General features: G+C 66.7%; 28 protein-coding genes. 6 read left to right on the forward strand and 22 right to left on the reverse strand.

What is annotated here, in order from left to right; genetic code table 11:
* Positions 1-79: 79 nt before the first annotated feature.
* The 9 genes from QGN32_RS11075 to QGN32_RS11115 form a co-directional block, all read right to left on the reverse strand.
* Entirely contained in the window at positions 80-1,219 is a 1,140-nt protein-coding gene (locus QGN32_RS11075; RefSeq protein WP_326548609.1) for a glycoside hydrolase 5 family protein, read from the reverse strand.
* A 99-nt stretch (positions 1,220-1,318) separates the two neighbouring features.
* Positions 1,319-2,308, reverse strand: a complete 990-nt coding sequence (locus QGN32_RS11080; RefSeq protein ID WP_326548610.1) for a glycoside hydrolase family 6 protein — start codon at positions 2,306-2,308, stop codon at positions 1,319-1,321.
* A 50-nt stretch (positions 2,309-2,358) separates the two neighbouring features.
* On the reverse strand, positions 2,359-3,555 hold the full coding sequence (locus QGN32_RS11085; RefSeq protein ID WP_326548611.1) for an acyl-CoA dehydrogenase family protein: 1,197 nt from the start codon (positions 3,553-3,555) through the stop codon (positions 2,359-2,361).
* Complete coding sequence (locus tag QGN32_RS11090) at positions 3,548-4,753, reverse strand: acyl-CoA dehydrogenase family protein (protein ID WP_326548612.1); 1,206 nt, start codon at positions 4,751-4,753, stop codon at positions 3,548-3,550. The genes QGN32_RS11085 and QGN32_RS11090 overlap by 8 nt, the downstream gene beginning before the upstream one ends.
* A gap of 135 nt (positions 4,754-4,888) precedes the next feature.
* Entirely contained in the window at positions 4,889-5,719 is an 831-nt protein-coding gene (locus tag QGN32_RS11095) for an LLM class F420-dependent oxidoreductase (RefSeq protein WP_326548613.1), read from the reverse strand.
* 59 nt (positions 5,720-5,778) lie between these two features.
* Positions 5,779-6,342 (reverse strand): COG4315 family predicted lipoprotein, encoded by a 564-nt coding sequence (locus QGN32_RS11100; protein WP_326548614.1) that lies wholly within the window; start codon positions 6,340-6,342, stop codon positions 5,779-5,781.
* 63 nt (positions 6,343-6,405) lie between these two features.
* Complete coding sequence (trxA, locus tag QGN32_RS11105; RefSeq protein WP_326548615.1) at positions 6,406-6,777, reverse strand: thioredoxin; 372 nt, start codon at positions 6,775-6,777, stop codon at positions 6,406-6,408.
* Positions 6,778-6,818: 41 nt separating this feature from the next.
* A complete protein-coding gene (locus QGN32_RS11110) occupies positions 6,819-8,030 on the reverse strand; it encodes an NAD(P)/FAD-dependent oxidoreductase (RefSeq protein ID WP_326548616.1) in 1,212 nt (403 codons plus the stop codon).
* Between the two features lie 33 nt (positions 8,031-8,063).
* A complete protein-coding gene (locus QGN32_RS11115) occupies positions 8,064-9,443 on the reverse strand; it encodes an MBL fold metallo-hydrolase (protein ID WP_326548617.1) in 1,380 nt (459 codons plus the stop codon).
* 200 nt (positions 9,444-9,643) lie between these two features.
* Between QGN32_RS11115 and QGN32_RS11120 the strand changes: the two genes are divergently transcribed.
* Genes QGN32_RS11120 through QGN32_RS11130 form a run of 3 tightly spaced genes read left to right on the forward strand, consistent with a single transcriptional unit; the run spans position 9,644 to position 11,421 of the window.
* Positions 9,644-10,237 carry a rhodanese-like domain-containing protein gene (locus tag QGN32_RS11120; protein ID WP_326548618.1) on the forward strand — a complete coding sequence of 198 codons (594 nt, stop codon included), beginning with the start codon at positions 9,644-9,646 and terminating at the stop codon, positions 10,235-10,237.
* Between the two features lie 6 nt (positions 10,238-10,243).
* Positions 10,244-11,119, forward strand: a complete 876-nt coding sequence (locus tag QGN32_RS11125) for a sulfite exporter TauE/SafE family protein (RefSeq protein WP_326548619.1) — start codon at positions 10,244-10,246, stop codon at positions 11,117-11,119.
* Positions 11,120-11,130: 11 nt separating this feature from the next.
* Positions 11,131-11,421 carry a metal-sensitive transcriptional regulator gene (locus QGN32_RS11130; protein ID WP_442791836.1) on the forward strand — a complete coding sequence of 97 codons (291 nt, stop codon included), beginning with the start codon at positions 11,131-11,133 and terminating at the stop codon, positions 11,419-11,421.
* A gap of 26 nt (positions 11,422-11,447) precedes the next feature.
* Here the strand turns inward: QGN32_RS11130 and QGN32_RS11135 are convergent, their stop codons facing one another.
* Both QGN32_RS11135 and QGN32_RS11140 read right to left on the reverse strand, forming a co-directional pair.
* Positions 11,448-11,753 carry a DUF202 domain-containing protein gene (locus QGN32_RS11135; RefSeq protein WP_326548621.1) on the reverse strand — a complete coding sequence of 102 codons (306 nt, stop codon included), beginning with the start codon at positions 11,751-11,753 and terminating at the stop codon, positions 11,448-11,450.
* Position 11,754: 1 nt separating this feature from the next.
* Positions 11,755-12,105 carry a YidH family protein gene (locus QGN32_RS11140; protein WP_326548622.1) on the reverse strand — a complete coding sequence of 117 codons (351 nt, stop codon included), beginning with the start codon at positions 12,103-12,105 and terminating at the stop codon, positions 11,755-11,757.
* 252 nt (positions 12,106-12,357) lie between these two features.
* Here QGN32_RS11140 and QGN32_RS11145 point away from each other — a divergent pair, with 252 nt between their 5' ends.
* From QGN32_RS11145 to QGN32_RS11155, 3 genes are all read left to right on the forward strand, one after another.
* Positions 12,358-13,389, forward strand: a complete 1,032-nt coding sequence (locus QGN32_RS11145) for a fused (3R)-hydroxyacyl-ACP dehydratase subunits HadA/HadB (RefSeq protein WP_326548623.1) — start codon at positions 12,358-12,360, stop codon at positions 13,387-13,389.
* A gap of 210 nt (positions 13,390-13,599) precedes the next feature.
* Positions 13,600-14,505, forward strand: coding sequence for a DUF1028 domain-containing protein (locus QGN32_RS11150; RefSeq protein WP_326548624.1), 906 nt, complete (start codon positions 13,600-13,602; stop codon positions 14,503-14,505).
* A 514-nt stretch (positions 14,506-15,019) separates the two neighbouring features.
* A complete protein-coding gene (locus QGN32_RS11155; RefSeq protein WP_326548625.1) occupies positions 15,020-15,532 on the forward strand; it encodes a hypothetical protein in 513 nt (170 codons plus the stop codon).
* A 3-nt stretch (positions 15,533-15,535) separates the two neighbouring features.
* Here QGN32_RS11155 and QGN32_RS11160 read toward each other — a convergent pair whose 3' ends face one another.
* The 11 genes from QGN32_RS11160 to QGN32_RS11210 are packed head-to-tail and all read right to left on the reverse strand — an operon-like array spanning position 15,536 to position 24,958.
* On the reverse strand, positions 15,536-15,991 hold the full coding sequence (locus tag QGN32_RS11160) for a hypothetical protein (protein WP_326548626.1): 456 nt from the start codon (positions 15,989-15,991) through the stop codon (positions 15,536-15,538).
* Positions 15,978-16,589: a hypothetical protein gene (locus tag QGN32_RS11165; protein ID WP_326548627.1), complete on the reverse strand. Its 612-nt coding sequence runs from the start codon at positions 16,587-16,589 to the stop codon at positions 15,978-15,980. Before QGN32_RS11165 ends, QGN32_RS11160 begins: the two co-directional genes overlap by 14 nt.
* 10 nt (positions 16,590-16,599) lie before the next feature.
* On the reverse strand, positions 16,600-17,211 hold the full coding sequence (locus QGN32_RS11170; RefSeq protein ID WP_326548628.1) for a hypothetical protein: 612 nt from the start codon (positions 17,209-17,211) through the stop codon (positions 16,600-16,602).
* Between the two features lie 27 nt (positions 17,212-17,238).
* Entirely contained in the window at positions 17,239-18,195 is a 957-nt protein-coding gene (locus tag QGN32_RS11175; RefSeq protein ID WP_326548629.1) for an MlaD family protein, read from the reverse strand.
* Positions 18,192-19,190 (reverse strand): MlaD family protein, encoded by a 999-nt coding sequence (locus tag QGN32_RS11180; protein WP_326548630.1) that lies wholly within the window; start codon positions 19,188-19,190, stop codon positions 18,192-18,194. The genes QGN32_RS11175 and QGN32_RS11180 overlap by 4 nt, the downstream gene beginning before the upstream one ends.
* Positions 19,187-20,296, reverse strand: coding sequence for an MlaD family protein (locus QGN32_RS11185; protein ID WP_442791804.1), 1,110 nt, complete (start codon positions 20,294-20,296; stop codon positions 19,187-19,189). The genes QGN32_RS11180 and QGN32_RS11185 overlap by 4 nt, the downstream gene beginning before the upstream one ends.
* On the reverse strand, positions 20,266-21,177 hold the full coding sequence (locus tag QGN32_RS11190) for an MlaD family protein (protein WP_326549025.1): 912 nt from the start codon (positions 21,175-21,177) through the stop codon (positions 20,266-20,268). The genes QGN32_RS11185 and QGN32_RS11190 overlap by 31 nt, the downstream gene beginning before the upstream one ends.
* 56 nt (positions 21,178-21,233) lie before the next feature.
* Entirely contained in the window at positions 21,234-22,265 is a 1,032-nt protein-coding gene (locus QGN32_RS11195) for an MlaD family protein (RefSeq protein ID WP_326548632.1), read from the reverse strand.
* Positions 22,262-23,299, reverse strand: a complete 1,038-nt coding sequence (locus tag QGN32_RS11200; protein ID WP_326548633.1) for an MlaD family protein — start codon at positions 23,297-23,299, stop codon at positions 22,262-22,264. The genes QGN32_RS11195 and QGN32_RS11200 overlap by 4 nt, the downstream gene beginning before the upstream one ends.
* A gap of 7 nt (positions 23,300-23,306) precedes the next feature.
* Positions 23,307-24,122 (reverse strand): MlaE family ABC transporter permease, encoded by an 816-nt coding sequence (locus QGN32_RS11205; protein WP_326549026.1) that lies wholly within the window; start codon positions 24,120-24,122, stop codon positions 23,307-23,309.
* 26 nt (positions 24,123-24,148) lie between these two features.
* Complete coding sequence (locus tag QGN32_RS11210; protein WP_326548634.1) at positions 24,149-24,958, reverse strand: ABC transporter permease; 810 nt, start codon at positions 24,956-24,958, stop codon at positions 24,149-24,151.
* Positions 24,959-24,966 lie beyond the last annotated feature (8 nt).

Raw genomic sequence — 24,966 nt, forward strand, 5'->3', positions numbered from 1 at the left:
ACCTGTTCGCGGCCAATGCGAGATCCAGTCGCTATCCGCTCAGCCGATGTTACCCAGCTCGGCGATTCTCCGATGACCGTCAGCTGGCGGAACTCACCCCCGCGAGCTTCTGGATGAAGCGGATCTCGTTGGAGTCATGCGCCCGTCCGTCGGGGTGGATCAAATCGCTGAACCATGTCTCCGGAAGCGTCGTATAAGGCTCCTGCCAGGAATCCCACGGCAGATACGTCTGTGTCCGTCCGGCGACGAAGCCCCAGTTGTAGGCACCGACGTTGCGCCGCTTGGCGATCGGGAGAATTCCTTCCACGGTGCTGCCCAGGTTGCGGGCCAGATACTCGGTGCACAGGATCGGGCGCCCCAACGGAGCGAGTTCGTCGATGCGATCCTCGAACTCGGAGGGATTGCCGTAGCTGTGGAAGCTGATGACGTCCGAAAGCTCGAGCTGCCGGCTCGCGATCGCGCTGCGGGCGCCGGGATCTCGCCAGTGGCCCTGCCACACACCGCTAGTCAACGGTTGGATCGGTTTGACCGCCCGCACCCAACCGAAGACGTGGGGCAGGAAGGCGGCGACCAGCTTCTGCTTGTCGGCGTGTTCGACCTTGCGGTAATCCTTTGCCGGGTTGTCCGGCTCGTTCCACACGTCCCAGCCGAGGACTCGCGGGTCATTGCGGAACAGCCCCACCACTCCGGTGACATAGCTTTGCAGCACCCGGGTGTAGGCCGGGTCCTCGAGACGGTGTGCGCCAGGGCTCTGCACCCAGCCGGAGTTGTGCACTCCTTTGATCGGTGGACGCTGACGTCCCGCCCGGGGCAACGGATCCCAGCACGAGTCGAACAGGACGAACAGCGGCTTGATGTTGTGGCTCGCCGCGATCGAGACGAACTGGGAAAGCCGCTGGCTGAAGCCCGCACGGTCGGTGGCCCACAGTTGGTCGTGCAGGAACACCCGCATGGTGTTCATCCCGATTCGTTTGGCCACGCTGAGCTCGCCGTCGATGCGGCGCGCGTCATAGGTTGCGGCCTGGAACATCTCGAGCTGGTTGACCGCGTTCGACGTGACATAGTTGGCGCCGAGCAGCCAACCCTGTTCCGCGTACCAGGCGTTGGCGCGGTCAGCCGACCAACGGCCCGTCTCGGCGGCAGCGGCGAGCGGGAGTTTGGTCAGTGCCGCGGCTGCTGCCAGATACAGCGGGAGTTTGAGGGCGGTTCGCCGGCGCACGATGTGAACATAGTGTTCGCGACGTGGCCGTCACTGCTCATATCTCATCCTGCAACACAACAGGTTTCGAATCGTTACCGATCGAGCCGGTCGAAACGCTCACCGCGGACTACCGTTGCGGGCCAATTCGATCACGTACTGGTTCACGAAGGTGCCCGCAGGCGGATCGCCTTTGTCGCAGGTGCCGTCGGATTCGCCGGGGCGTTTGATCCACAGGTAGGCGTCGGCGTGCGCACCCGCGGTCTGCGTGGTCGGTGGCACGCCGAGTGCCCGGCCACCGGGATTGCACCAGTGCAGCGGCGAGTCGGGCGCCGCCCCGTTGCCGTTGCGCGAGGTGTCGATCACGTAGTGCTTGCCGTTCGTGAGCCCCGAGATCGCCTCGCCGTAGCCGATCTCCTCCTCGGTGGTGAAGAAGTTCGCGACGTTCAGGCTGAACCCCAGCGCGTGCTCGACACCGGCCTCGTTCAGCCGGGAAGCCATCTCCTCGGGGCTGTGCCAGCGCAGGTGTCCCGCGTCGACGTACACGGCCGCCGCCGGGTTGCGGGTCAACGTGTCGACGGCATAGCGGATCAGGTCGAAGCGCTCTTGGCGCTGGTCGCCCGACAGGCAGTCGGCCATGGCAAGGGCGTCGGGTTCGACGATGATCGCGGCCCGCGAACCGCCCACGCCGGCGGCGATGCCGTCGATCCATGCCCGGTACGCGGCGCCGCTCGCCATGCCGCCCGCGGCAAAGCTGCCGCAGTCGCGGTGCGGGATTCCGTAGATCGACAGCACCGGGATGGCACCGGCGGCCTGCGCGTCGCCGACGTAATTCGCGACCGTGGAAGCCGACGGTCCGGGGGTGAGCCAGTACGCCTGCGGCGTGTTGGCGACGGTGGTCAACTCCGGACTCGGTGGATCGGCCTTCTGCGCGGCACGCATCGCCACCGAATCCGGATTGACGTAGAAGGGCGCACCGACCAGCGGGTTCGCTTCGCTGGCGAGGCGAACTGCCGGCACGGGGCCGGCATTCAGACCCAGAGTGAGCGCCGCGACAGTCAGGAGCGGAGCAATCCGCCGCGCGGCTGCGCCGGCAACTGAAAACATCACCCGAGGAAAATTAGTGCCTGGCTGGGTCGAGCGCGAATCAGCGATGCCCGTCATGCCGGCAGACCGTCGGCGACTCGGGGCACCCGTTCCGCGGCTTTGCTGTCTTGGCCGCCGTCGAGCACCATCGCCGCGATTCGCTCCCGATGTTCTTCCGCGCTGCCCAGCAGCACCGCGTCGGTGGTGGCGCGCTTGTAGTACAGATGGGCCTGATGCTCCCAGGTGAAGCCGATCCCGCCATGGACCTGGATCGTGTCGTTGGCGACGCGGGTGAGCGCGGCCGAGCAGACCGCTTGTGCGATGCTCGTCGCCAATGCCGGGTCGTCGGACCCGTCGGTCAGCGCCCAGATCGCGTGGTAGGCAGTCGACCTCGCGTGTTCGACGTCGACGAGCAGGTTCGCGAGCCGGTGCTTGACCGCCTGAAACGATCCGATCGGCCGGCCGAACTGTAGCCGCGACTTCGCGTACTCGACCCCGAGATCGAGCAGATGCTGCGCGGCGCCGACCTGCTCGACGGCGAGTAACGCCGCGCCGACCTGCAACGCGTGGTTGAGGACCCGGGTGGTCTCGTCGGGTCCGGCGATCAGGTGTGCGGGCGCGTCGGCGAACGTCACGTTGGCCTCGGACCGGGTGAGGTCGAGCGTGGCCAGTCGGGTGCGCTGCACGCTGTCGGCGGCGGTGTCGACGGCGTACAGGGCGACACCGTCGGAGCCGCGACCGGCGACCAGCAGGACATCGGCGATATCGCCGTCGACTACCTGGGTCACGCTGCCCGACAACACGTCTCGGCTCACAGTCACCGCAACAGCATCCGGATCGAAGACGCCCGCGCGATCCACCACGGCGAGGGCCGCGGTGCGCCGGCCCTCGACGAGCTCGGCGAGCAGTTCATCGCGGGCGGGACTGGACGGAGCGGCCACCAGCGCGGGGATCGCGAGGTACACCGTGCCGAACAGGGGCCCGCACGCCAGCCGTGCTCCGAGTTCCTCGATGGCGACGGCCTGGTCGACGAGGGTGCCGCCGACGCCACCGTCGGCTTCGGGCACCGAAAGCCCGAGCACGCCGAGTTCGCCGCCCAGCCGGGCCCACACCTTGGGGTCGAACGGCGGGTCGGACTCCATGAGCTCACGGACAGTCTCCTCAGCGAAGTGCTCGGCGCTGAATTTGCGTACCGCGTCCCGTAATTGGGTTTGCTCGTCGGTAAACGTGAACTCTGCCTGCTCAACAGAGCTGTCAGCCTTCTCAGCCACGCGGGATCTCCTTCCACGGCATGCCGGCATCGGCGCGCAAGTCGCCGGGCAGCCCGAGTATGCGTTCGCCGAGAATGTTGCGCATCACCTCGGATGTCCCGCCTTCGATGGTGTTGGCGCGGCTGCGCAGGTACCGCTGCTGGATGGGCCCTTGCCAGTCACTGTGTTTTTGGCCACCCAGGTGGCCACTACCCTGCTGGTACCCGTGATACAGAATCCCTTCGGGGCCAAGGAAATCCATGCACCACTGGTAGATGTCCTGGTTGAGTTCGGCGCCGACCAGCTTGCCGATCGAACCCTCGGGACCCGGCCCCCCGACGGTCGCCGCGGCGCGTGACCGTTCGGAGGTGAGTCGCTGCGCCTCCGAGCGAAGCCACAACTGGGTCAGCCGGTCCCGCAGTATCGGCGAGTGCCGTTCGGGCCGCGACGCCCACAGCCCTGTCGCGTCGGCGATGGTGCCCGCGCCGCGGCGGCTGCCGCTGCCGCCGAGCGCGGTACGTTCGTTCATCAACGTGGTCATCGCGACGGCCCAGCCGTTTCCGACCTCGCCGAGGCGGTGCTTGTCCGGGATCCGCGCGTCGGTGAAGTAGACCTCGTTGAACTCGGCCTGCCCCGTCATCTGGCGCAGCGGCCGGGTTTCGACGCCGGCGCCGTGCATGTCGATCACGAAGTACGTCAGACCCTTGTGCTTGGGCACGTCGGGGTTGGTGCGCGCGAGCAGCAGCCCCCAGCGCGCACGGTGGGCGAGGCTGGTCCACACCTTCTGACCGTTTATGACCCAGTCGTCACCGTCACGCACTGCGGAGGTGGCCAGGCCCGCGAGGTCGGAGCCGGCGCCGGGTTCGGAGAAAAGCTGGCACCACAGGTCTTCGGTGGTCGCCAGGGGGCGCAGCCACTGCCGCTTCACGTCGTCGGATTGCGCGTGCTCGCGGATCGTCGGCGCGGCCATGCCGTAGCCCATCGGGTTGAGCCCGAGGGGCACCGGCCCGCCCGCACCCTGCAGGATGCGGTCGGCGACGGCCTGGAGGCCGCGGGTCACGCCGAGCCCGCCGAGGCCGTCGGGGAAGTGGACCCACGACAGGCCGGCGTCGTAGCAGGCGCCGAGAAACTCCGGGATGGGCACCTTCTGCGGGTCGTGGTCGGCGACGACTCCGCGCGCCGACTCGGCTACCCGGTCGGCATCAGCGTCATTGCTCATGCAGTAAAGATAGGAACTCGGCGCGCGCCGACAGACAGCGGGATGCGGTCGGCGGTCGTGTGGCGCTTAAGGGGTGGATCGCACGCATCTGGTGGGTGCGATCAACCAACTAGCGAGCGTGAGTGCCGCGGGACCCTATCGGTGGTACTCGGCGACCTTGGCGGCGTAGTCGTCGAGCAGTCGCAGCGAGTCGTCGCGCGATTTCGTGGGCAGCAGCAAGTTCGCCTGCCGGTAACCGAGGTCGTCGAGCGCGCGCCAGTAGGCCGGATCGATCGGCGTGCCGAACGTCGTCAGCGGCACGTCATGGCTCGCGCCGTCGCGCATCTGGGTGATTCGTTTAGTCAGCCGGTCGACCGGCAGCGGGTTGGACATCCAGCCGGCCTCATGACGGATCACCCGCCTGACCGTGGCGTCGGAGTCGCCGCCGATCAGGAGCGGGGGATGCGGCTTCTGCACCGGCTTCGGGCGCGAATACGAAGAGTCGAAGTCGACGAAGCGCCCGTGATACTCGGCGGGCTCGTCGGTCCACAGCGCTTTGACGGCCTCGATGCGTTCGTCGAGCAACGCGCCGCGCGTCTTCGGGTCGGTGCCGTGATGGCGCAACTCCTCGATGTTCCAGCCCGCCCCCACGCCGAACACGAACCGGCCTCCCGAAATGACATCGATGCTGGCCGCCTCTTTGGCGGTGATGATCGGATCGCGTTGGATCAGCAGCGCGATACCGGTGATCAACTCGATCTCGGAGGTCACTGCCGCCGCCGCGGCGAGCGTGACGAACGGGTCCAACGTCCGGTAATAGATCTTGGGCAGGTCGCCGCCCATCGGGTACGGGGACTGCCGGCTCGCCGGGATGTGCGTGTGTTCGGCCACCGCGAGCGCGTGGAAACCGCGCTCTTCGATCGCGCGGGCGAGCGACACGGTGTCGATGGTGTCGTCGTTGACGAAGGTCGAGATACCGAATTCCATGCGCGCGCCCTCACTGCCGTCGATGCGTTCGGCAACGCCGGTTCTGCCAAAGCTATTCCTCAGGCCAGCGGTTGGCCGTCTTTGGTCAGCACGTGCCATTCGCCGCCGAACATGTCGAGGCCCTGTCCCTTGGCGTCTCTGTCGGTGGTGTCTCCCGCGTACCGATAGAGCGGTTGTCCACGGTAAGTCACCTGATCACCGCGGTCCCGCCGCGGGACGGTTCGCGCCGCCGCCACGTCGATGCCCGTCCCGCCGGCCGGATCGGCGTTGGCCAACAGCGGCAGCCAGGTGTCGGCGCACTCGCCGTAGCAGGTGGGCTCGTTCGCGGCATCCGCCGAGAAGACGTACAGCGTCCGACCGGTGCTGTCGACGACGATCTCACCGAGATCGCCGCGGTCGTCGATCCCCAGGGACACGTCCCCGATCGGCGGCTTGCGCTCGACCGACGGCGGCGGATTGGGCGCCGCGGCGGTCGGTTCGGTTCGCGGGGCGGTCGCCGGGGGTTGTGTGGTGGATGTCGCGGCGCTGTTGGTCTCCTTGTTCTCGAGCGCGGAGCAACCGGCCAGGGCGAGCACACTTGCTGTCAGGATCGATGCGCATGCGACGCTTCGGGGCGTGGGCATGAACGATCCATTTCCAGCAGCGCCGGCACTCAAACGTGGCGGGGTGCCGAGCCGGCTGCTGCGCTAGGCCGACGCCGCCTTCCGTGCGGCGATCTTCGCGCGGACCTCGGCCATGTCGAGCGCCTTCACCCGGCTGATCAGGTCCTCGAGCGCCGCCGGATGCATCGCCCCGGGCTGGCTGTACACGAGCACGCCGTCCCGAAAGGCCATCACCGTGGGGATCGATCGGATCTCCAGCGTCGCGGCCAGGTCACGTTCGGCCTGCGTGTCGACCTTGGCGTGGACGACATCCGGGTGCGCTTCCGAGGACCGCTCGAAGACCGGGGCGAAGGCGCGGCACGGGCCACACCAGGACGCCCAGAAGTCAACCAGTACGATCGGATTGCCGACGACGGTGGACTCGAAGTCGTCGTAGGTCAGACTCTTGGTGGCCATGGCCGTTTCCTTTCTTGTTTCCTTGTGGGAGAGGCGAACTGCTACGCCAGGCCCTTGAGCATCAGGTTCCAGTACATGAACGGCAGCCCGTACTTCTTGAGGTACCAGTAGCCGCGGTGCGGCTTGGTCGGGTCGAGCAGCGGCAGCGACGGGGTCATGTTCAGGTCGTAGTCGAACTCCGCCAGCAGCATCGCGTGCGTGGATGTGACGATCGGGCACGATCCGTAGCCGTTGTAGGAGCCGCGCAACGGGCGGCCCGCCAAGAACGACTCGATGTTGTCGACCACCACCGGGGCCTGCTTGCGGATCGCAGCACCGGTCTTGGAGTTCGGTGACGACCCGGCGTCGCCGAGGCTGAACACGTTCGGATAGCGCACGTGTTGCATGGTGTGCTTGTCGATGTCGACATACCCTCCTGCGTCGCCTGTCGACAGCGGGCTCGACTTGATCCAGTCCGGCGCCGACTGTCGGGGCACGGTGTGGAGCATGTCGTAGGACAGCATCGTGTGGGCTTCGGTGCTGGGCGGGCCGTCCCCGGTGTGCGTGATGCCCACCTTGTGGGCCGCCGCGTCGATCGACGTCACCTCGGCGTTGGTGTGCACGGTGATGCCGTAGTCGGCGGCGATCGCGTCGAGGTTGTCGGCGATCGCCGGGATGCCGAACAACCGCGGCGTCGGCACCACGAGGTGGACGTCGATGTCGGAGAGCACGCCCTGCTTTCGCCAGTAGTCGCTGGCGAGATAGGCGATCTTCTGCGGTGCCCCGGCGCACTTGATCGGACCCGACGGCATGGCGAACACCGCGCTGCCCGATCGCAGGTCGCGAATGAACTCCCACGTGCGGGGCGCGAGATCGAACCGGTAGTTCGATGAAACCCCGTCCTTGCCGAGCGCTTCGGCCAGCCCCTCGGTGCGATTCCAGTCCAGCTGGATACCGGGGCAGACCACGAGCGCGTCGTACTCGTAGTCCGCTCCGTCCACGCAGGTGACCGTGTTGTTCTCCGGATCAACGGCCGCCGCCGCGTTCTTGATCCACGTCGCACCCTTGGGCATCACCGAGTCCTCGGGCCGTGCGGTCGTCGACGCCTTCGCCTGGCCGCCGCCGACGAGCGTCCACAACGGCTGGTAGTAGTGCGTGTCAGACGGCTCGATGACGGCGACGTCCGAGAAACCTCGGCGCAGCAGCCGGGCGGCCACCGAGATGCCGGCTGTGCCGCCGCCGACGATGACGATCTGGTGCTTCGCGGTAAGCATGGTGCTCTCGTTTCCTTCCTGTTCGGCTGTGGCTCAGGCGTTCTGGCGTGCTTCCTCCCAGGCGCCGAAACCGCCCAGAATGTCGCTGACATCGACGAAGCCGTTGTGCCGCAACAGGCTTGCGGCCACCGACGACCGGTACCCGCCGGCGCAGTACACGACTGTCGGCTTGGCCGGATCCAACTCGCCCAGCCGGGCCGGCAGCTGGCCCACGGGGATGTCGATCGCATTGGGGATCGTCCCCGCCGCGACCTCACCGGGGTTGCGCACGTCGACGACCTGCAGGTCGGCCAGCTCGGAAGCGCGTCGGTCGAACGCCCTGGCAGTCAGTCTGGACGCGATCTGCACGTCGTCCTGGTGCGCCAGCATCACCTCGAACGGCCGGTCCAGGTAGCCGATCACTCGGTCGAATCCGATACGGGCGAGCCGGTTCTTGCCCTCCAACTCCTGGCCCGGTTCGGTGAACAGCACGATGTCGACATCCGAGGGCACCACCGATCCGGCGAACTCGGCATAGCGGCCGTCGAGCCCGATGTTGATGGCGTGGCGGAGGTGGCCCTGCGCGAACTCTTCGGGGCTGCGTCCGTCGACCAGGACGGCACCGCGCTCGATCGCGTCCAGCACCTGTTCATAGGTCATCGCCGTCGGCATCTTGGTCTCGTCCAGCAGTTCACGGTCCTTGCGGTTGAGGATCGCGTCGTAGACGAAGTAGCTCGGTGCGGGTGGCTGCCCTTCGGTGACCAACTTCATGAAGGTCGCCTTGTCCGGAGCACGCAGCGCGTAGTTGGTCTGCTTCTGGTCGCCCATCGTCGACCACAGGTCGGTTGACAGGTTCTTGCCGCAGGCCGAACCCGCGCCGTGTGCCGGGTACACCCGGGTGGCGTCGGGCAGGGTCATCAACTTGTTGTGCAGCGAGTCATAGAGCTTGTCGGCCAACTCCTCACGGGTGAACCCGATCGAGGCCAGCAGGTCGGGCCGGCCGACGTCACCGATGAAGAGCGCGTCGCCGGTCAGCACGCCGTAAGGCACTTCATCGCCGGCGTGCTCGTAGACCACGATGCTCAGCGACTCGGGGGTGTGGCCCGGGGTGTGGCGGAACTCCAGGGTCACCTCACCCAGCGAGTAGCGCTCGCCGTCGGCGACGCCCATCGACTCGAACTCGGTCTCGGCGACCGAGGAGTACACGATCTTGGCTCCGGTGGCCTTGGCGAGTTCCAGGTGACCGGACAGGAAGTCGGCGTGGAAGTGGGTCTCGATGACCAGTTCGATCGTCAAGCCGAACTTCTCGGCATCGGCCAGGTACTCGGCCACGTCCCGCTGTGGGTCGACAACGACTGCGCGCCCGGTGGTTTCGTCGCCGATCAGATACGACGCATGGGACAGGCAGTCCAGGTAGTACTGGATGAATTTCATGGCGGCAGCCCTTTCGTTCGGTTGGCGGAGGAAGCCTTCTGGCATCTACCGTGCCTATACCCCCATGGGTATGTCAAGTCGACCATGGCCGCAGATATTCCGCGGTTGCATGTACCCCCGGGCGTATGTGTAACATGCTGGCAAGCATACCCCCACCGGTATCGGCTCCGAGGCCGGTGCCGAACTCGAAAGGACTCGCCATGACCGCTTCCGCCACGATCGACTCGCAGGCCCTCGGCGAATTGCTCGGCTCGCCCACACCGCCTCGGGTGCTCGATGTCCGGACCCCGGGCGAGTTCGAGACCGCCCACATCGCCGGCGCCTACAACGTGCCGCTGGATCTGTTGCGCGAACACCGCGACGAGATCATTCAGCACCTCGATGAGGACGTCGTCCTGGTCTGCCGCTCAGGTCAGCGCGCCGCCCAGGCCGAGGAGACGCTACGCAACGCGGGTCTGGCCAACGTGCACATCCTCGCCGGCGGCATCACCGCCTGGGAGGCCCAGGGATTCGAGGTCAACCGCGGCCTGCCACGGTGGGACCTCGAGCGACAGGTCCGGCTGGTCGCCGGCTCGATCGTGCTGACCAGCATCCTGGGCAGCATCGCCGCCCCGAAGCTCAAGTGGGTGGCCGGCGCCATAGGGGGCGGCCTGGCGTTCGCGGCCCTGTCCAACACCTGCGCCATGGGCATGATGCTGTCGAAGCTGCCCTACAACCGCGGGGCCACCTGCGACGCCCAGAGCGTCGTGGCCCAGCTTGTCGATTCGACCTCCGCGGACAAGAAAGCGGGCTAGCGGATCATGATTGCGCTCGCCATCGGCCTGGCCGTCTTCGTCGGTATCGCGCTGGGGTTGCTCGGCGGCGGCGGTTCCATCCTGACCGTTCCGCTGTTGGCCTACGTGGCCGGAATGGACGCCAAACAGGCCATCGCCACTTCGCTTCTGGTCGTCGGCGTCACCAGCGCGATCGGCGCGGTCTCGCACGCACGCGCCGGCCGGGTGCAATGGCGCACCGGTCTGATCTTCGGCGCAGCGGGCATGGCCGGCGCCTACGCGGGCGGATTGCTGGCCCGATTCATTCCGGGCACCGTCCTGCTCATCGGCTTCGCCGTCATGATGGTCGCCACGGCGATCGCCATGCTGCGTGGGCGCAGGACCGTCGAGACCGGCGGGGGCGACCAGCGCCTGCCGATGCCGAAGATCATCGCGGAGGGCCTGGTGGTCGGGTTGGTCACCGGCCTGGTCGGCGCCGGGGGCGGATTCCTCGTGGTACCCGCCCTCGCACTGCTCGGGGGATTGCCGATGCCCGTCGCGGTCGGCACCTCGCTCGTCGTGATCGCGATGAAGTCGTTCGCGGGTCTGGCCGGATATCTGTCCAGCGTTCAGATCGACTGGACGGTGGCGATGGCAGTGACGGCCGCGGCCGTGCTGGGCGCCCTGATCGGAGCCCGGCTGACCGCGATGGTCGACCCTGCGGCGCTGCGGAAGACCTTCGGTTGGTTCGTGCTCGCGATGTCCTCGGTCATCCTGGCCCAGGAGATCCACCTGAGCGTCGGAATCGCGGCCGTGGCGCTGACCGCGATCGCCGCGGGCATGACGCTGGCCTGTACGCGCTTCGCGCATTGTCCGCTGCGTCGCCCCACCGGTGTGGCCACCTCTGGCAGGGCAGTCGCATGAACTCCACTCCCATGGACGAGGGACGATGCGCCGTTGTCGCCGACGCCGACGCGGTCGTCGCGGTGCTCAACAGGTTGCGCAGGGCTCAGGGACAACTCGCCGGCGTGATCTCGATGATCGAGCAGGGCCGGGACTGTAAGGACATCGTGACCCAGTTGGCCGCGGTGTCCCGGGCGCTGAACAGAGCCGGGTTCAAGATCGTGGCGACCGGCTTACGGGAGTGCCTGACCGGTGAGTCCCCCGAGGGTCACCAACCGCTGACCGAAGCCGAGTTGGAGAAGCTGTTTCTGGCCTTGGCCTGACCCGTCGAGCGCGGACTTGCCGACGGTCACCACGTGGACAACAGCACAACGATCACGGCCGTCGCGAAGCCGAAAGTAGCGCCGCCGATCAGCAGAACCTCTGCGTGCGGGATAGTCCTGATCCGTCGCGACCGTCGATAGCCGAGCGTGAAGACCAACAATGCGAGCGACAACGCGGTGATCGCCAGCAGGCCGCGCGCCGGTCCAAGGGGTCCGTGCTGCCGAAGCAGCACCAGCGCTCCAACGACCAGGAATCCAAACGAGCTTCTCTCCCATGACAACAGGGTGCGCTCTGCGGGTAGCCCAGGCTTCATCGGGTCGCGACCATCCATCTCACTGGCCGGACGGGGGCCAGACCACCAGCACCACGAGGACCACCGTGGTGAGCACTAACAGCGCGCCTCCCAGCATCAGCGGCACATGGGTCCGCGGTAGGTCCTCGCCGCGGCGCATCGCGGCTTGAACCTGCTGCCAACGCCGCACCGCCAACGGGGCGAGCAGACCACCGGTGGCGGCCAACGCCACGCTGAGGCCATGTCGCACCCCGGGAACTCCGAACGACGGCACGAACTGTACGACGGCGATGCCACCGGCGATCAACGCCAGCGCCGTCCGGATCCACGCCAGAAAAGTCCGTTCGTTGGCCAACGTGAAGCGGTAGTCCGGTTCTTGCTCAGCACTCATCGAATCACGCGCTTCCGCTCGGCGGTGGGCCGCATACGGCATGTCCGGATCTCTTCGTGCGGCGCCGCCAAGCTGCGACTGCTTCGGTGACTGCCATGGTCTTGTCTATCGCATTCAAAGCCTTGTAGTCCGCGGATATTCGCGTTTCAACTCCGCACGCCTCCGACGAGGGCATCCATGCCCGGAGTTCGCGCGCGTTAGTGTGCTGGGGGGTCGGCCACAGCGACAAGCCGACAGGAAAGTTGAGCAGTCATGACCGCAGCACCAGAAGCGCCGGCGATCGAAGCGCGGGTCGGCCACTACTACGAGATGGACGACACCTACCTGGTCGGCCGCGAAAAAGTGCGCGAGTACGCCCGTGCCGTGCAGGACTACCACCCCGCGCACTGGAACACCGACGCCGCCGCTGAGCTGGGGTACACCGGTCTGGTCACGCCGCTGACGTTTACCTCGGCCCCGGGCATGTCCTGCAATCGCCGCATGTTCGAACAGGTCGTCGTCGGTTACGACACCTATCTGCAGACCGAGGAGGTCTTCGAGCAACACCGCCCGATCGTCGCCGGCGACGAACTGCACGTCGACGTCGAGCTGACATCGGTGCGCAGGATCGCCGGCCGGGACATGATCACCGTCACAAACACCTTCACCGACACGGCCGGCGAGCGGGTGCACACCCTGCACACCACCGTCGTCGGCGTCACCGCCGAGGACCTCGATCCGGCGATCAAGACCGCCGTACAGAACGCGATGATGCACGACGTCGACTTCTCCGGAATCGGCTCATTGGACGGCGAGTACCAGAAGACGGTGCGGCCGCAGGGGCAGGTGCGGATAGCCGACGGCGGGTTGAACCGCACGCCGGGCACGCCGTCCTTCGATACCGTCAAGGTCGGGGACGAACTACCGGTGCGCCACACCACCCTGTCGCGCGGCGACCTGGTGAACTATGCCGGGGTGGCCGGTGATGCCAATCCGATCCACTGGGACGAGGACATCGCCAAGCTGGCCGGGCTGCCCGACGTGATCGCCCACGGCATGCTCACCATGGGGTTGGGCGCCGGGTTCGTCTCCGAATGGTCAGGCGACCCTGGCGCTGTCACCCGGTATGCGGTGCGGCTCTCGGCACCCGCGGTCGTCTCGGCCAAGGAGGGTGCCGACATCGAGTTCAGCGGCCGGATCAAGTCTCTGGATCCGGCGACCCGCTCCGGTGTCGTCGTGGTGACGGCGAAGTCCGGTGGGAAGAAGATCTTCGGGCTCGCGACCATGAACATCCGTTTCGGCTGATCTGGACACCCGGCGGCGCGCTGCAGGCGGTCATGATGGGCCACAGGCGGTTTCAGCGGTTGCCGACTACGTACGGCTGCGTGACCAAGCGGCCTATCTGACACGCTGTGGACCGATTCCTTGCTGCGCAAGGATTCTCGATGTTTCCTTCGTGCCGTTTCACCCCTCACAGTGGAGGGAGCCGTGGTTTACCGCGCGTATGGTCAGTGAATGACTTACTCCATCGTGGCTCGCGACGATCGAACCGGCCTCATGGGCGTGGCCTGCCAATCTCAGGCGTTCGCGGTGGGTAGCAGCGTTCCGTGGGCGATGCCCGGTCACGGGGTGATCGCCACGCAGTCGATGGGCGAACCCATGTACGGCGACTTGGGCCTGGACATCCTGAGGGCGGGCCTGACCGCAACCGAGGCGCTGACGGCGTTGCAGAGTGTGGACCCGCACCCTGAGCGCCGTCAGGTGGCAATGGTCGATGCCAATACGAACATCGCTGTGTATACCGGCGATACTTGCGTCCCCGCGGCCGGTCACGTTACGGGCCACGGGTGCGTGGCCCTCGCGAACATGGTTGTCTCCGAGGCCGTCTGGGAGGCCATGCTCGACGCATGGGAGCACACGGAGGCTTCGGTGCCGACCCGGCTTGCTGCCGCGCTACACGCCGCGGAGAACGAGGGCGGCGATCTCCGCGGCAAGCGCTCGGCGGCGATCGTGGTCGTCGATGCCACGACGACCGGTCGGCCGTGGCACGACCGCCTGGTGGATCTACGCGTCGACGACCACGAGGATCCGATCAGCGTGCTCGATCACCTGATCGACCAGAATGCGCGCTACCACAATGCCGTGGAGGCGTTCGATCTTGCCCTTGGCGACAGTCCCGACGATGCGCTCGCCAGACTCGATCGGTTTCCTGATCCAGATCCCGCGCGGGACCCCGACATCGCGTTGTGGACCGCAATCGTATTGGCACACGCTGATCGTGAGGCCGACGCCGCCCGAGTACTAGCCGCGCTGGCCATTGACGCGCCGCAATTCCTCGAAGCTGCCCGCCGCTTCACCGAGGTGGGACTCCTATCCTCGAACACACCCGTCATCCGCTTGCTCGAAGAGCTACAGCGTTAGGGGCGGCCCATTGTCCGTTGGGCGCTGTTGGTGCCAGTCCTGGCGGGGTAGCACAGAGCGTGCCGCTGGGCCCGGATGCTGACGTCGTGATATCGGACCGCCCTTGATGACGCCGATACCAGGACGGCCAGCGCATGAACATCGTAGTGTCGGATGGTCAAGGCTCAAGGGCAAGGGACATATGACCAATCGAGGCAAGTCGACACTGCTCATCGTGAGTTTGACGGTCCTGGCCGTCGTTTCGGCTCCGGCCGCCGATGCTCGACCAACCTGCCAGGACACGGGCGGTGCGACGATCTGCCAAACCAGTGGCAGTGTGTCGATCAAGGCGCGGCCCTCGACACTGGCGCCCCCCGCCAACCAGCCCATGGTCCCATGGGGAGGCCAACCCAATCGAGCTCGTCGTCGGTAGAAGGGGCCCTCCGCTACTTGCCACATGAAGTCGTGATACTCGTTGCCGCAGATCTCGCGAGCCACCACGGGGAAATCGCATGAAGTCGTCAACGGCCGTGCGGTGACCGTGAGAACCACCACCGCGCTACGCGCCCTGTTCGCACTCGGTCCCCTGCTCCTGGCGTTTGCGTCATCGCCGTGCGCCCATGCCGAGCCCGAGCCCGAGCCATGGCCGACCATCAGGTTCTTCGAGCGGCAGGATGTGGGTCCCTACCTTGTGCCGGGGGCCGACGGGGTGTGGTTCACCGCGCCGACCGGGCAGAACTGTGGCATCTGGGGCCGCGGGAGCTTCGCCTGTCGCGGCGATATTCCCGGCGCCCCGCCGGGCACCGAGGCGGTGGGCTGGGTGACCGGCGACCGCGCCATGCACTACGACTGGTCGGTGCCGTTCCGGATGCCTGCGGCCCGAGCGCATTCCCCGCTGCGATCGCGCACCTTCCTCGAGCACCAGGGGACGACGTGCGCCGTCACGAGTGATGCGCAAACGTACTGTGAGCGGGGGCCGCTGCGGTTGCTGATCAGCAACACCGGAACATGGCTGACCCCACCTTGGATGGATCTTCGCAGGCGATGACGTTCACGGCCCGGCGAGAACTGCGACCACCAACGTGTATCCCTTGTCGGGATTGCGGATCACACTGGTGCCGAATGCCTCATACGAACAGTCCGCCAGGCTCGAATGCCCTTGCAGGAGCGCTCCCTTGACCGCCGCTGCGACCGTATCGCCGTGGCCCTGGAGCTGCGTGGCGATGCCGGCGTCACTGCCGAGGTCCGTTAAGACGATCAGCGGATCGGCCACCGGAACGTACTCGGCATCGTGATTGAGGTAGTCCTCGGTCGACCGGTTCGAGATCTCGGCCGCCTGCTCGACGAGCGGGTCGTGTCGCAGCGCGGCGCACGATCCGCCGGCCCGCACGGCGGCGATGCCTTGTTCGAGCTCATCTGCGGGTTCGGCACCCGCGGGCGGCGCACACAGCAGTGCCACGCCGACGAAGGCGATCGGCAGACCCTTCACGAGTTCAGTCGCAGACATGGGAGCGGTTGATCCTGCTGCCCCAGTATTTGAACCGTTGCACCGAGGGTCCGGTGAACCAGGCCGGTTGGCGCGCCCTGATCCCGCCGCTGACGTTCGAAAGATGCTGCCACATGAGGTAGAAGCTTTCGCCCTGATAGAGCGGAAAGTAGTTGTCACCCGCGAACGTTCGGGTCTGGGTGAGCGCCCGCGCCCGCGGCGTCAAGAACTCCACCGACTGGTCGATGTTGGCGGTGACGGCGGCGGCGTGGGCCATGACGTCGCCGGCGGCCCAGTTCCCGTTCCGGCTGATGAGTTTGATGTTGAAGCGGTCGATCTGCTGCAGCAGTTCGTCGTACTGGGCGGTGAACCACTGGCACATCTCGCTTTGCGCGGTGATGTCGGCCTCGGTCACGTGGCGGCGCGCATCCTCGTACAGGGCGGGGAATTTGGGCTGCCAGTCGGTCGCCGTCGGGACGATGACGGGAAGGCGTGGCGGTGGGGGCTCCTGCCCGACGGGGTCAGGCGGCGGATCGGCGAGCGCCGGCCCGGCCGCCGCAGACATCGCGATGGCCACACACGCGAAGGCCGCGGCTGCGCAGCGAAAAATTCTCGTCATCGCCGAGTCCTCACCGGGCGCCGACCACGGCGTCGATCCCACCGACGTCGGTGATCAGCCAGTCCTGATTGCTGTCGATCGTGACGCTGTACGTCGCGGTGGACTGTAGGCCCTGCGGCGCCTGAGTGGTCTTGGTCAGGACGCTGACGAACGCGTCGACAACGTAGGCGCCACCCACGCTGCTGCGTACGACGGCCGCCAACGGCCTGGCCGTCGATTCCCATTGCAGCGGGGTCAGGATCTGTTCCATGGAATCCGCTGCCTCGCCGAGCTTCTTCGTCAGCTCCGGCGATGTTCCGGCCACCAAGCGGCCTTTCCAGGCGTTCAGATCGCGGAAATCCATCTGCGCCGCGGCGACGGCGTAGTCCATCGCGACCTGCTCGGCCCGCTGGTTGCCGGCGGCTTGGCGTGCCTGCGCGTCGAGTTCGCTTCGGGCATCGACGTACAACCAGGCGAACACTCCGAGGCCGGCGGCCAGCGCCAGCACGAGCGCGCCGAAAAGCAACGTGCGCAGCGAGATCGAGACCTGCCGCGGGCCGCTCACCGCCGTCTGGGCCGGTGCGGCAGCGTCGGTCTCGTCCGGTGAGTCGACGTCGTCATTGTTGGCGTCGCCCATGTCCATGCCTTCCTTACCTGTTGAGAATTACTTCTACCCCGGTGGGACCACCGAGACGCGTAGTTCGATCGCCCCGTCTTCGGGCACCCCGCGCAGCATGTTGCCCAACAGCCGCCCGGTGTCGAAGTTCGTCAGCGCCGAACCGATCGAGCGGATGTTGGGCAGCAGCGTTTCGGCCAGCACTTTGACATCCGGCGCCCTGGTGTCGAGGAAGTTCTGAATCCTCGCCAGGTAGGCCTGTAACCGTTCGAGGGCTTCCGGCGAACCCGCGAGGACCAGGTTCATCGCTCCGGCGAAGATACCCTGGACGTTGGGTCCGAGCTGGTTGAGGTGGGGCGCCAGGTTGGCCAGGGTGGGCCCGACGAATTCCGCGTTGCGCAGCAGGGTTTGGATATTGATCAGAAGCTCCTGCCCCCGGCCGTCCAGGCTCATCACCTCGCTGCGCATCAGCGCCGCGGCGTGAGTGAGGTTGGGCAGCACCGCATCCGGGTCCCCCAACGCGGTGTCGGCCTCGGTGACGATCCGCGCCAACAGCGTGGGATCGGCCTGCTGCAGGAGCCGGCCCACGCTCACCGCCAGGTCGGAGATCGTCGGCGGCTGGGTGACGGCTTCGGCCGCCAGATGCTGGCCGTCGCTCAGCACCGGCCCGCCGGACGTCCGCGGGAAGAGCCCGATGTAGGTCTCGCCCAACGCGGAGAGGTTGTCCAGCCGCACGGTGCTGTCCACCGGCACCTGATGGGCGCCCTCGATATAGAAGTCGACGGTGGCCGCGTCGACCGTGGTGTCGATCGCGGTCACCTTGCCGACAGGGACCCCGCGCAGCAAGACGTTCGAGCCGGCCACCAGTCCGTTGATGTTCGTCACGGTCATCGACAGGTTCGTGCGGTGGTCCGGGGGGCGGATTCGGACGCCGAGTGTGCCGATGTAGCCGACGGCCAGCACCACGATGGCCGTCAACGCGGTGACCGTCAGCAGGTTTCGCACACTCATGGCGTCGCCCCCAGGATCCGTAGCACGTCGTGGACATCGCCGGACAGCTCACGGCCATCCGGCCCGACGATCGAGGTGATGTTGATCGCCGGATATTTGTCCTGCGGGAGGAAGTAGTCGGTGAACAACTCTCGCCATCTGGGTAACTCGTCCTCCACGGCCCACTTCGACGCCTGCACGGCACCCGCCGCGTCGCCCATCGTGGTGAGCATCGGCACCAGCCAGAAACCGCCGCTGTACACGCTGCCGATCGACGGGATCATCACGGAAAGCCGTGACGTCACCTGGGTCGCGCGGTCGAATCCGAGCATCCCCGCAGGAGAGAACCAGTACTCCATCGCAGACCGCTTGCCGCTCAACACCGCTGAGGTGTCGGTCATCCCGCCGAGCGCGAGGTCGACCGAGTCGAGGTTGTCGGCCAGATCGGAGAGGTTGGTGGTCAGCCGCCTCATGATCTCGTTCAGTTCGACGTCGCCGGTCTCGGCCACCTTGTTCAGGCCGATCATCGTGTTCTGTGCGCGTTGGATCGCTCCGCTGGCCACGAAGTTGGCCAGGCTGGCGATGGTGTCTTCGATCTGGGCGGGCGACGAGGTCCGTGCCAGCGGCACGGTGTCGCCGGGTCCCAGCGGGGGCGCCCCCGCGGGGTCGCTGTCGGGGGGTCGTTCCAACGCGACGAAGATGTCGCCGAGCACGGTGGGCTGCTTGAGTGCCGCGTGGACGTCGGACGGCACGACCACATCGGAGTCGATTCTGGTGGTGACGTCCACCCGCGCGTCGACGATGCCGATGTCGGTGACGAGGCCGACCGGGACACCGTCCATCACCACCCGGGCACGATCCGGAAGATTGAGGACATCCTCGAATTCCAGGATCACGTCGTAACCGTCACGGTCGCCGTCGGGCGCGGGCAGCGAGTCCACCGTCAGCGCCGTGCACGACGGCACGAACGCCGCGCAGAGGACGGCCGCCAGAAGGCGCACGAGCGGTCGGGTCATCGGCTGGCCTCGGTGATTGCGTACTGCAGCAGCGCGACGTCGACGGCGTAAGGCGTGCCTGCGACGTCCGCGCAACTGCCTGGGACGCGCGCATTCATGGTGCCGCACAACAACAGTCCGTCTTGAGTCCGGATCCGAAACATCGGTGGCCGCCACTTGAGCTGCAGCCCCTGCTCGTTGAATCGATCCGACACACTGGTGATCCAGCCCGGGATCGGATTGAGCAGATCCGACACCGCGGTGGCGTGCGGACTCGCCTTGCGCAACGGCACCGAGACCGTGTCCAGCACGCGCTGGGTCTGCTCGCCGAGTTCGCGTTCCAGGTCGGCGACGAGGGTGACCATCAGCGGCAGGGTGCGCGTCATCCGTTTGACCCCGTCGGTGGCTACGACGAGGTCGGGTGTGGTCGCTTCGGCGTCGAGCAGCACTTGTTTGAGCGTGCTTCGGATCGTGCTCAGCTCGCCGGTCAGACGCGCGAGGTTGGCCACGATGGAGCCGGTGTCGCTGATCGCCTGATCGGGGCTGTCGAGGACCGCCGAGAGCCGCGTCAGGAAGTCGCCTGCGCGGCCGCCCTGGCCGGTCAGAAGTTGTTCGAGACCACGGACGGTGTCCGCGACGTTGGTGGATTCGTCGGGACTGATCGTGTCGGCGAAGGCCGCGATCGAGCCGACCATCTCCGACAGGCTCTTCGGAGTTGCGGTGCGCTCCAACGGAATGCAGTTCTCGACGGCGAGTGTTGGTCCGCCGGCGTAGTTGCCCACCAGTTCCAGTGACCGGTCGGCGAGTATCGACACCGACCGGATGACCGCGGTCACGTCGGCCGGGATGCTGCGCTGCTCGGTGAGGGTGAAGCTGACGCGGACGTCGTGGGTCCGCGGTTCCACCGCGGTGACGGTGCCGACGCGAAAGCCCATCTGCGTCACTGCGTTACCGGTGTAAAGCCCGATGCTGTCGGCCATGATCGCGCAGTAGGCGTGATCGGCCGAGCGGTGTGTCGCGCCGCACGAGACCACTGCGGCGGCGGTGGTGGTGACCGCCATGAGCACGGCCAACTGTCGGCGAACGCTGAACCCCGTCAACACGCGCTCCCCGGTACCGGGATGCACAGATCCGTGGCCAGTAGTTCCGGCCGGGCGTTCTGCGCGTCGAGCACCCGTTCGAGCTTGTCGCGCACCCGTCTGAGCCCACGCACGACGAGGCCACTACGGTCCGCCCACGTCTGAACCATCTCCTGCAGGTTGCGGACCTTCTCGATGAACTTGTCGCGGTGCCCCGCATAGAACTGCCCGACCGGGTTGAGCGAATCCAGAATATCGCCCATCCCTTTGAGCGCCTGACCGAAGCCCTGCGAGTACAAGGTCAGCGTCTGTTCGATGACCGAGACTTTGCGCACCATCCGCTTGAGTTCGTCGGTGTAACCGCTCAGCGCGTGGATGTACTCGTCGGAGAGGTTGAGTATCGACGAGATCTGTCCGCGTTGCGCCTCGATCGCCGCGGTGAGGCCGTTTCCGGCATCCATGATGGCGGCGAGTGTTTCGACGTTGTCGCCGGCCAGGCCGCGTTGCAGGTCGTCCAGCGATTCCCTGATCGGCCTGGCGTCGACGTCCTCGGTGATGCCGGTGGCGTCGGTGACCGTGCGGACCAGGTTGTAGGGCATCGTGACCCGCTCGACGGGAATGACCTTGTCGCCCAACGCCTCGTCGCCTAGCGAGACGATCGCCGTGTAGTACCCGCCGACCACGGTGCGCATGCGGACCTGGATCTGGGACTGATCACCGACGAACACGTCCTTGTCGACCGTCGCCCGGACCCTGACGTGGTCGGGCTGGATCGCCAAATCCTTGATCTTGCCGACGTTCACCCCGGCGATCCGGACGGCGTCGCCGGGCCGCACGGCGGCGGCGTCCTCGGTGCGGAATGTGACGAGCTGCTGATCGGGCGGGCTGATGTAGACGCCGGCGGCGGTCACCGCGATCGCCGCGACCATGATCAACGCACCGATACCGAGCAGGATCGGATGGCCGAGTCGCCTCAGGGGTTGCCTCAGGGGTTGCACAGCACTACCCGTTGGCCGTTGAGCAGAACGTCCATCGTCGCCGGTAACTGTGCGCGGCCACGCGAGCACGGCACGACGTCACCGGTTGCCGATGGCGGGCCGATGTTCTCCCACACGACGGGAACCATCTTGAAGCTGTCGATGGCGTCGTTGAAGTTGGTCAGCGCCTTGTCCAGCCCGGTGTCGATCTCGGCTCCGGGCCGCAGGCCCAGGTTGTTGAGGAGCCTGACGACCGCCTGGGTGAACTGCGGCCCGTACAGGTCGGACTTGCGGAACTCGTCGAGCACATTTTCAGCCGCGTCCATCGGACGGTTCGCCCAATTCAGCAGCTGGATGAAGTCCTTCGAGCGTCCGCCGACGGAGTCGGAGACCGCGCTGAGATTGTGCAGCAGCGTCGAGATCACGGTCTGCCGGTCGGAGACGAACTCGGTCAGCCGGTTGATGCTGTCGAGCATCGGCCCTAACCCGTCGCCGCCGCCGGACAGGAACGTGGCGACGTTGTCGGTGAACGTGTTGATCTGTTCGGGGCTCAGCGTCGCCAGCACCGGTTGAAGCCCGTTGAACAACGTCGTGATGTCCAGCGAAGGTTGGGTCATGGAGGTGGGAATTCGCGTCACCGCTTCTGCCGCAATGTTTCCGACGCCTGCGTCGACGGGATCGATGATCTCGAGATAGCGCAGCCCCGTCAGCGCCTGGAACTTGACCGCCACGCGGACAGACGCCGCCACACCGAACCGCTTCTGCAACGTGAAGCCGACCTCGGCAAGGCTCTGTCCGGCCCGCCGGATCACCTTCACCGATTCGACCTTGCCGACCTGTACTCCGCGCACCCGCACGTCGGTACCGATCTGCACACCCGACGCATCGGTGAACTCCGCGGCATAGGCGCGTGTCTCTCCCGAAACCGGCTGGCGCAGCACGTTGATGACCACGACGCCCACCACGACGGCGAGGACCGCACTGACCGCGAGCCGCCACAGCGCGGCTCTGGGCGTGATGACCTTGATCCGGTGGCTCACCGCGAACCTCCCATCGCGCCGAGTGGGGCGGCCACGCCGGGGAGGCTGTCGAGCACGATACGCACCTGAAGTGCCCGCTGGTCGGGTGAACCTTCGTACATCCGCTCGAATCGGGTTCGCAGCTCCACCAGTGTTTCTGAGATGTCGTCGGCGCGAGCGATCCCGGGTACCGGCGAGGCGAGGGTGCGAACGACTTCGGTCGCCGGCAGCAGGTCGGATACGTGCGACGACAGCAGCTTGCCGACCGAGCCGAACAAGCCGGTCGAGGCGAGTTGCACCGTGGCCAGGAAGCGCTCTTGGAAGAAGCGCTCGTCGACGTCGAGGCCGGTGTGGTCCAGCCGGTCGACCAGGTCGGTGGCCGCGTCGACGAAAGAGGGTGCGGCAACGCTGATTCCGGCGATATTGCGGATCATGTGCTCGGCGCTGACCGTCTGCACCTTCGTCACGCTGTTGGCGACCAGCGCCAGGGTCTCCATCAGCGGGTTCAGACCGTCGACGTAGCGGGTGGCCCGGTCGATGACCGACACCAGTTCGGGGGTCACGACACCGTTGGTGAGTTCGCCGACCCGGGTCAGCAGGGCCTGCATCGTGTAGTTGCCACGTGGCACCAGGTCGAGTTGCGCACCGTCGTGCAGGGGCACTCCCCGCGCCGGCCCCTGAATCAGGTTGACCCCGGTCACGCCGAAGTAATTGGAGGGGCGGAAGTCGATGGCGAGGGTGTCGGTCAGGCCCTCGGCGGGCTCCGGGCGCAACCGCAGGTGTAGGCGCGCACCGCCTTCCGGACGGCTGGACACGGATGCGACTTCGCCGACGCGCACGCCGTGCATGAGCACCGGGGTTCCGTCCGTGACGCCCTGACCGACGTAAGGGGTGTCGACCGTCATCGCGGTGTCCGGGTCCGCGTGCTCGGCCGCTGGTTTGACAGCTACCACCGAGATCACCAGGGCGACAGCGGTAACGGTGATGACGACGAGCGTGAGGCCGACGCGGGCCAGGATCCGGGCTTCGTCTTCTGCCGAGGTTCGAAACAACATGCGTCGCCTACCCCCGGAACACGAACTCGGGTCGCAGCCCCCACATCGAGACAGTCAGGGCGAAGTTGACGACGACCACCATGACCAGGCTGGCGCGCACGGCCCGGCCGGACGCCTCCCCCACGCCCACGGGACCCCCGGACGCGAAATACCCGTAATAGCAGTGGATGAGCGTCACCATCGCGCAGAAGACGGCCGCCTTGGTAACCGAGTATCCGATGTCGACCGGGGAGAGGAACTGGACGAAATAGTGGTCGTAGGTGCCGCCCGGTTGACCGCGGAACACCTCGACCACGGTGTTGGCGACGACGAAACTGGCGATCAGCACCACGAAGTAGCCGGGGATCACGCATATCAGGCCGCCGATGAGCCGGGTCCCCACGACGAACGGGATCGGGCGCAGACCCATCGCCTCGGTGGTGTCGATCTCACCCGAGATCCGCATGGAGCCGATCTCGGCCGTCATTCGGCAACCAGCCTGGATCGCGAACGCGATGCCGGTCACCAAAGGCGCCATCTCCCGGACGTTGGCGACGCCGGCGACGATGCCCGACAACGCGCCGAAGCCCATCATGTTGAGGATCGAGAACGCTTCGATCGCGATCGAGGCGCCCATCGCGATGCCCATGATCAGCAGCACGGACAGGACGCCGCCGTCGACGATGATCGAACCCCGCCCCCACACCAACCCGTTGAGAGCCTGCCAGGTCTGGCGTCGATACCGCCGCACTGTCAACGGAAGGAACCACAGCGTCTGGCCGACGAACACCGCCCACTGACCTATGGTTCGAAGAGCCCCGTGCGTGCGTTGCCCCAGGGCCATCACGGGCCTACTGGCCGTCTGCCTCACTACGAGACCTCCGCCGGGAAGAACATCGTCAGCGCCTGGGTGATCGCGACGTTGGCGATGACGATGCATACGACGTTGAGCACGATCGCCGAGCTCACGGCATCGGCGACCCCGCGGGGCCCGCGCTTGGCCTCGATGCCGCGCAGCGCCGAGATGATCCCGACGATGACGCTGAAGACGACCGTCTTTCCCATCGCGAACCAGACGTCCAGTTCCCTGGCGAACGATCCGAACGACATCCAGAAGCTGCCGACGGTCACGCCGTTGAGTCCCACGGCGATCAGGTAGGACGCCGACACCGCCGAGCCGATGATCACGAAGCAGAGCAACGGAGCGATCAGCACCAGCGCCAGGAAGCGTGGAACGACGAGTCGGCGCACCGGGTCAATCCCCATGGCGCGCAGCGCATCCAGCTCCTCGCGCACTTGCCTCGAGCCCAGGTCGGATGCGATCGCGGCGGCAGCCACACCGCCCATCAGGAAGCCACCCGCCATCGGGGCGCCCTGACGGATCACACCGAAACCGCTGGCCGCGCCGACCATGGAGGTCGCGCCGAGCTGATTGACCAGACCGCCGACCTGGACGGACACCAGCGCACCGATCGGGATGGCCATCAACACCGCCGGCGCGGCGGTCACCCGTAACAACATCCACGCCGAAACGATGAGTTCGCCAACCGGAAGACGCAGCAAGACAACGTCTTTGACCGAGTACTTCAATACGGCGGTCGCGAGACCGACGCCCCGGCCGATCGCCGCCAGGCTGCGGACCGGCACTGCGGCGAGGCGCGGGACAGTCTCTACGGCCACGGTGGAGT

It is taken from the genome of Mycolicibacterium sp. ND9-15 (assembly GCF_035918395.1).
Lineage (GTDB): Bacteria > Actinomycetota > Actinomycetes > Mycobacteriales > Mycobacteriaceae > Mycobacterium.

Bases quoted from the DNA above. Each gene is read 5' to 3' on its own strand.
- QGN32_RS11090 (WP_326548612.1), bottom strand. From the start codon at position 4,753: ATGAGCAATGACGCTGATGCCGACCGGGTAGCCGAGTCGGCGCGCGGA.
- QGN32_RS11095 (WP_326548613.1), bottom strand. From the start codon at position 5,719: ATGGAATTCGGTATCTCGACCTTCGTCAACGACGACACCATCGACACC.
- QGN32_RS11100 (WP_326548614.1), bottom strand. From the start codon at position 6,342: ATGCCCACGCCCCGAAGCGTCGCATGCGCATCGATCCTGACAGCAAGT.
- trxA (WP_326548615.1), bottom strand. From the start codon at position 6,777: ATGGCCACCAAGAGTCTGACCTACGACGACTTCGAGTCCACCGTCGTC.
- QGN32_RS11110 (WP_326548616.1), bottom strand. From the start codon at position 8,030: ATGCTTACCGCGAAGCACCAGATCGTCATCGTCGGCGGCGGCACAGCC.
- QGN32_RS11115 (WP_326548617.1), bottom strand. From the start codon at position 9,443: ATGAAATTCATCCAGTACTACCTGGACTGCCTGTCCCATGCGTCGTAT.
- QGN32_RS11120 (WP_326548618.1), top strand. From the start codon at position 9,644: ATGACCGCTTCCGCCACGATCGACTCGCAGGCCCTCGGCGAATTGCTC.
- QGN32_RS11125 (WP_326548619.1), top strand. From the start codon at position 10,244: ATGATTGCGCTCGCCATCGGCCTGGCCGTCTTCGTCGGTATCGCGCTG.
- QGN32_RS11130 (WP_442791836.1), top strand. From the start codon at position 11,131: ATGGACGAGGGACGATGCGCCGTTGTCGCCGACGCCGACGCGGTCGTC.
- QGN32_RS11135 (WP_326548621.1), bottom strand. From the start codon at position 11,753: ATGGATGGTCGCGACCCGATGAAGCCTGGGCTACCCGCAGAGCGCACC.
- QGN32_RS11140 (WP_326548622.1), bottom strand. From the start codon at position 12,105: ATGAGTGCTGAGCAAGAACCGGACTACCGCTTCACGTTGGCCAACGAA.
- QGN32_RS11145 (WP_326548623.1), top strand. From the start codon at position 12,358: ATGACCGCAGCACCAGAAGCGCCGGCGATCGAAGCGCGGGTCGGCCAC.
- QGN32_RS11150 (WP_326548624.1), top strand. From the start codon at position 13,600: ATGACTTACTCCATCGTGGCTCGCGACGATCGAACCGGCCTCATGGGC.
- QGN32_RS11160 (WP_326548626.1), bottom strand. From the start codon at position 15,991: ATGTCTGCGACTGAACTCGTGAAGGGTCTGCCGATCGCCTTCGTCGGC.
- QGN32_RS11165 (WP_326548627.1), bottom strand. From the start codon at position 16,589: ATGACGAGAATTTTTCGCTGCGCAGCCGCGGCCTTCGCGTGTGTGGCC.
- QGN32_RS11170 (WP_326548628.1), bottom strand. From the start codon at position 17,211: ATGGACATGGGCGACGCCAACAATGACGACGTCGACTCACCGGACGAG.
- QGN32_RS11175 (WP_326548629.1), bottom strand. From the start codon at position 18,195: ATGAGTGTGCGAAACCTGCTGACGGTCACCGCGTTGACGGCCATCGTG.
- QGN32_RS11180 (WP_326548630.1), bottom strand. From the start codon at position 19,190: ATGACCCGACCGCTCGTGCGCCTTCTGGCGGCCGTCCTCTGCGCGGCG.
- QGN32_RS11190 (WP_326549025.1), bottom strand. From the start codon at position 21,177: ATGGTCGCGGCGATCGCGGTGACCGCCGCCGGCGTCTACATCAGCCCG.
- QGN32_RS11200 (WP_326548633.1), bottom strand. From the start codon at position 23,299: ATGTTGTTTCGAACCTCGGCAGAAGACGAAGCCCGGATCCTGGCCCGC.
- QGN32_RS11205 (WP_326549026.1), bottom strand. From the start codon at position 24,122: ATGGCCCTGGGGCAACGCACGCACGGGGCTCTTCGAACCATAGGTCAG.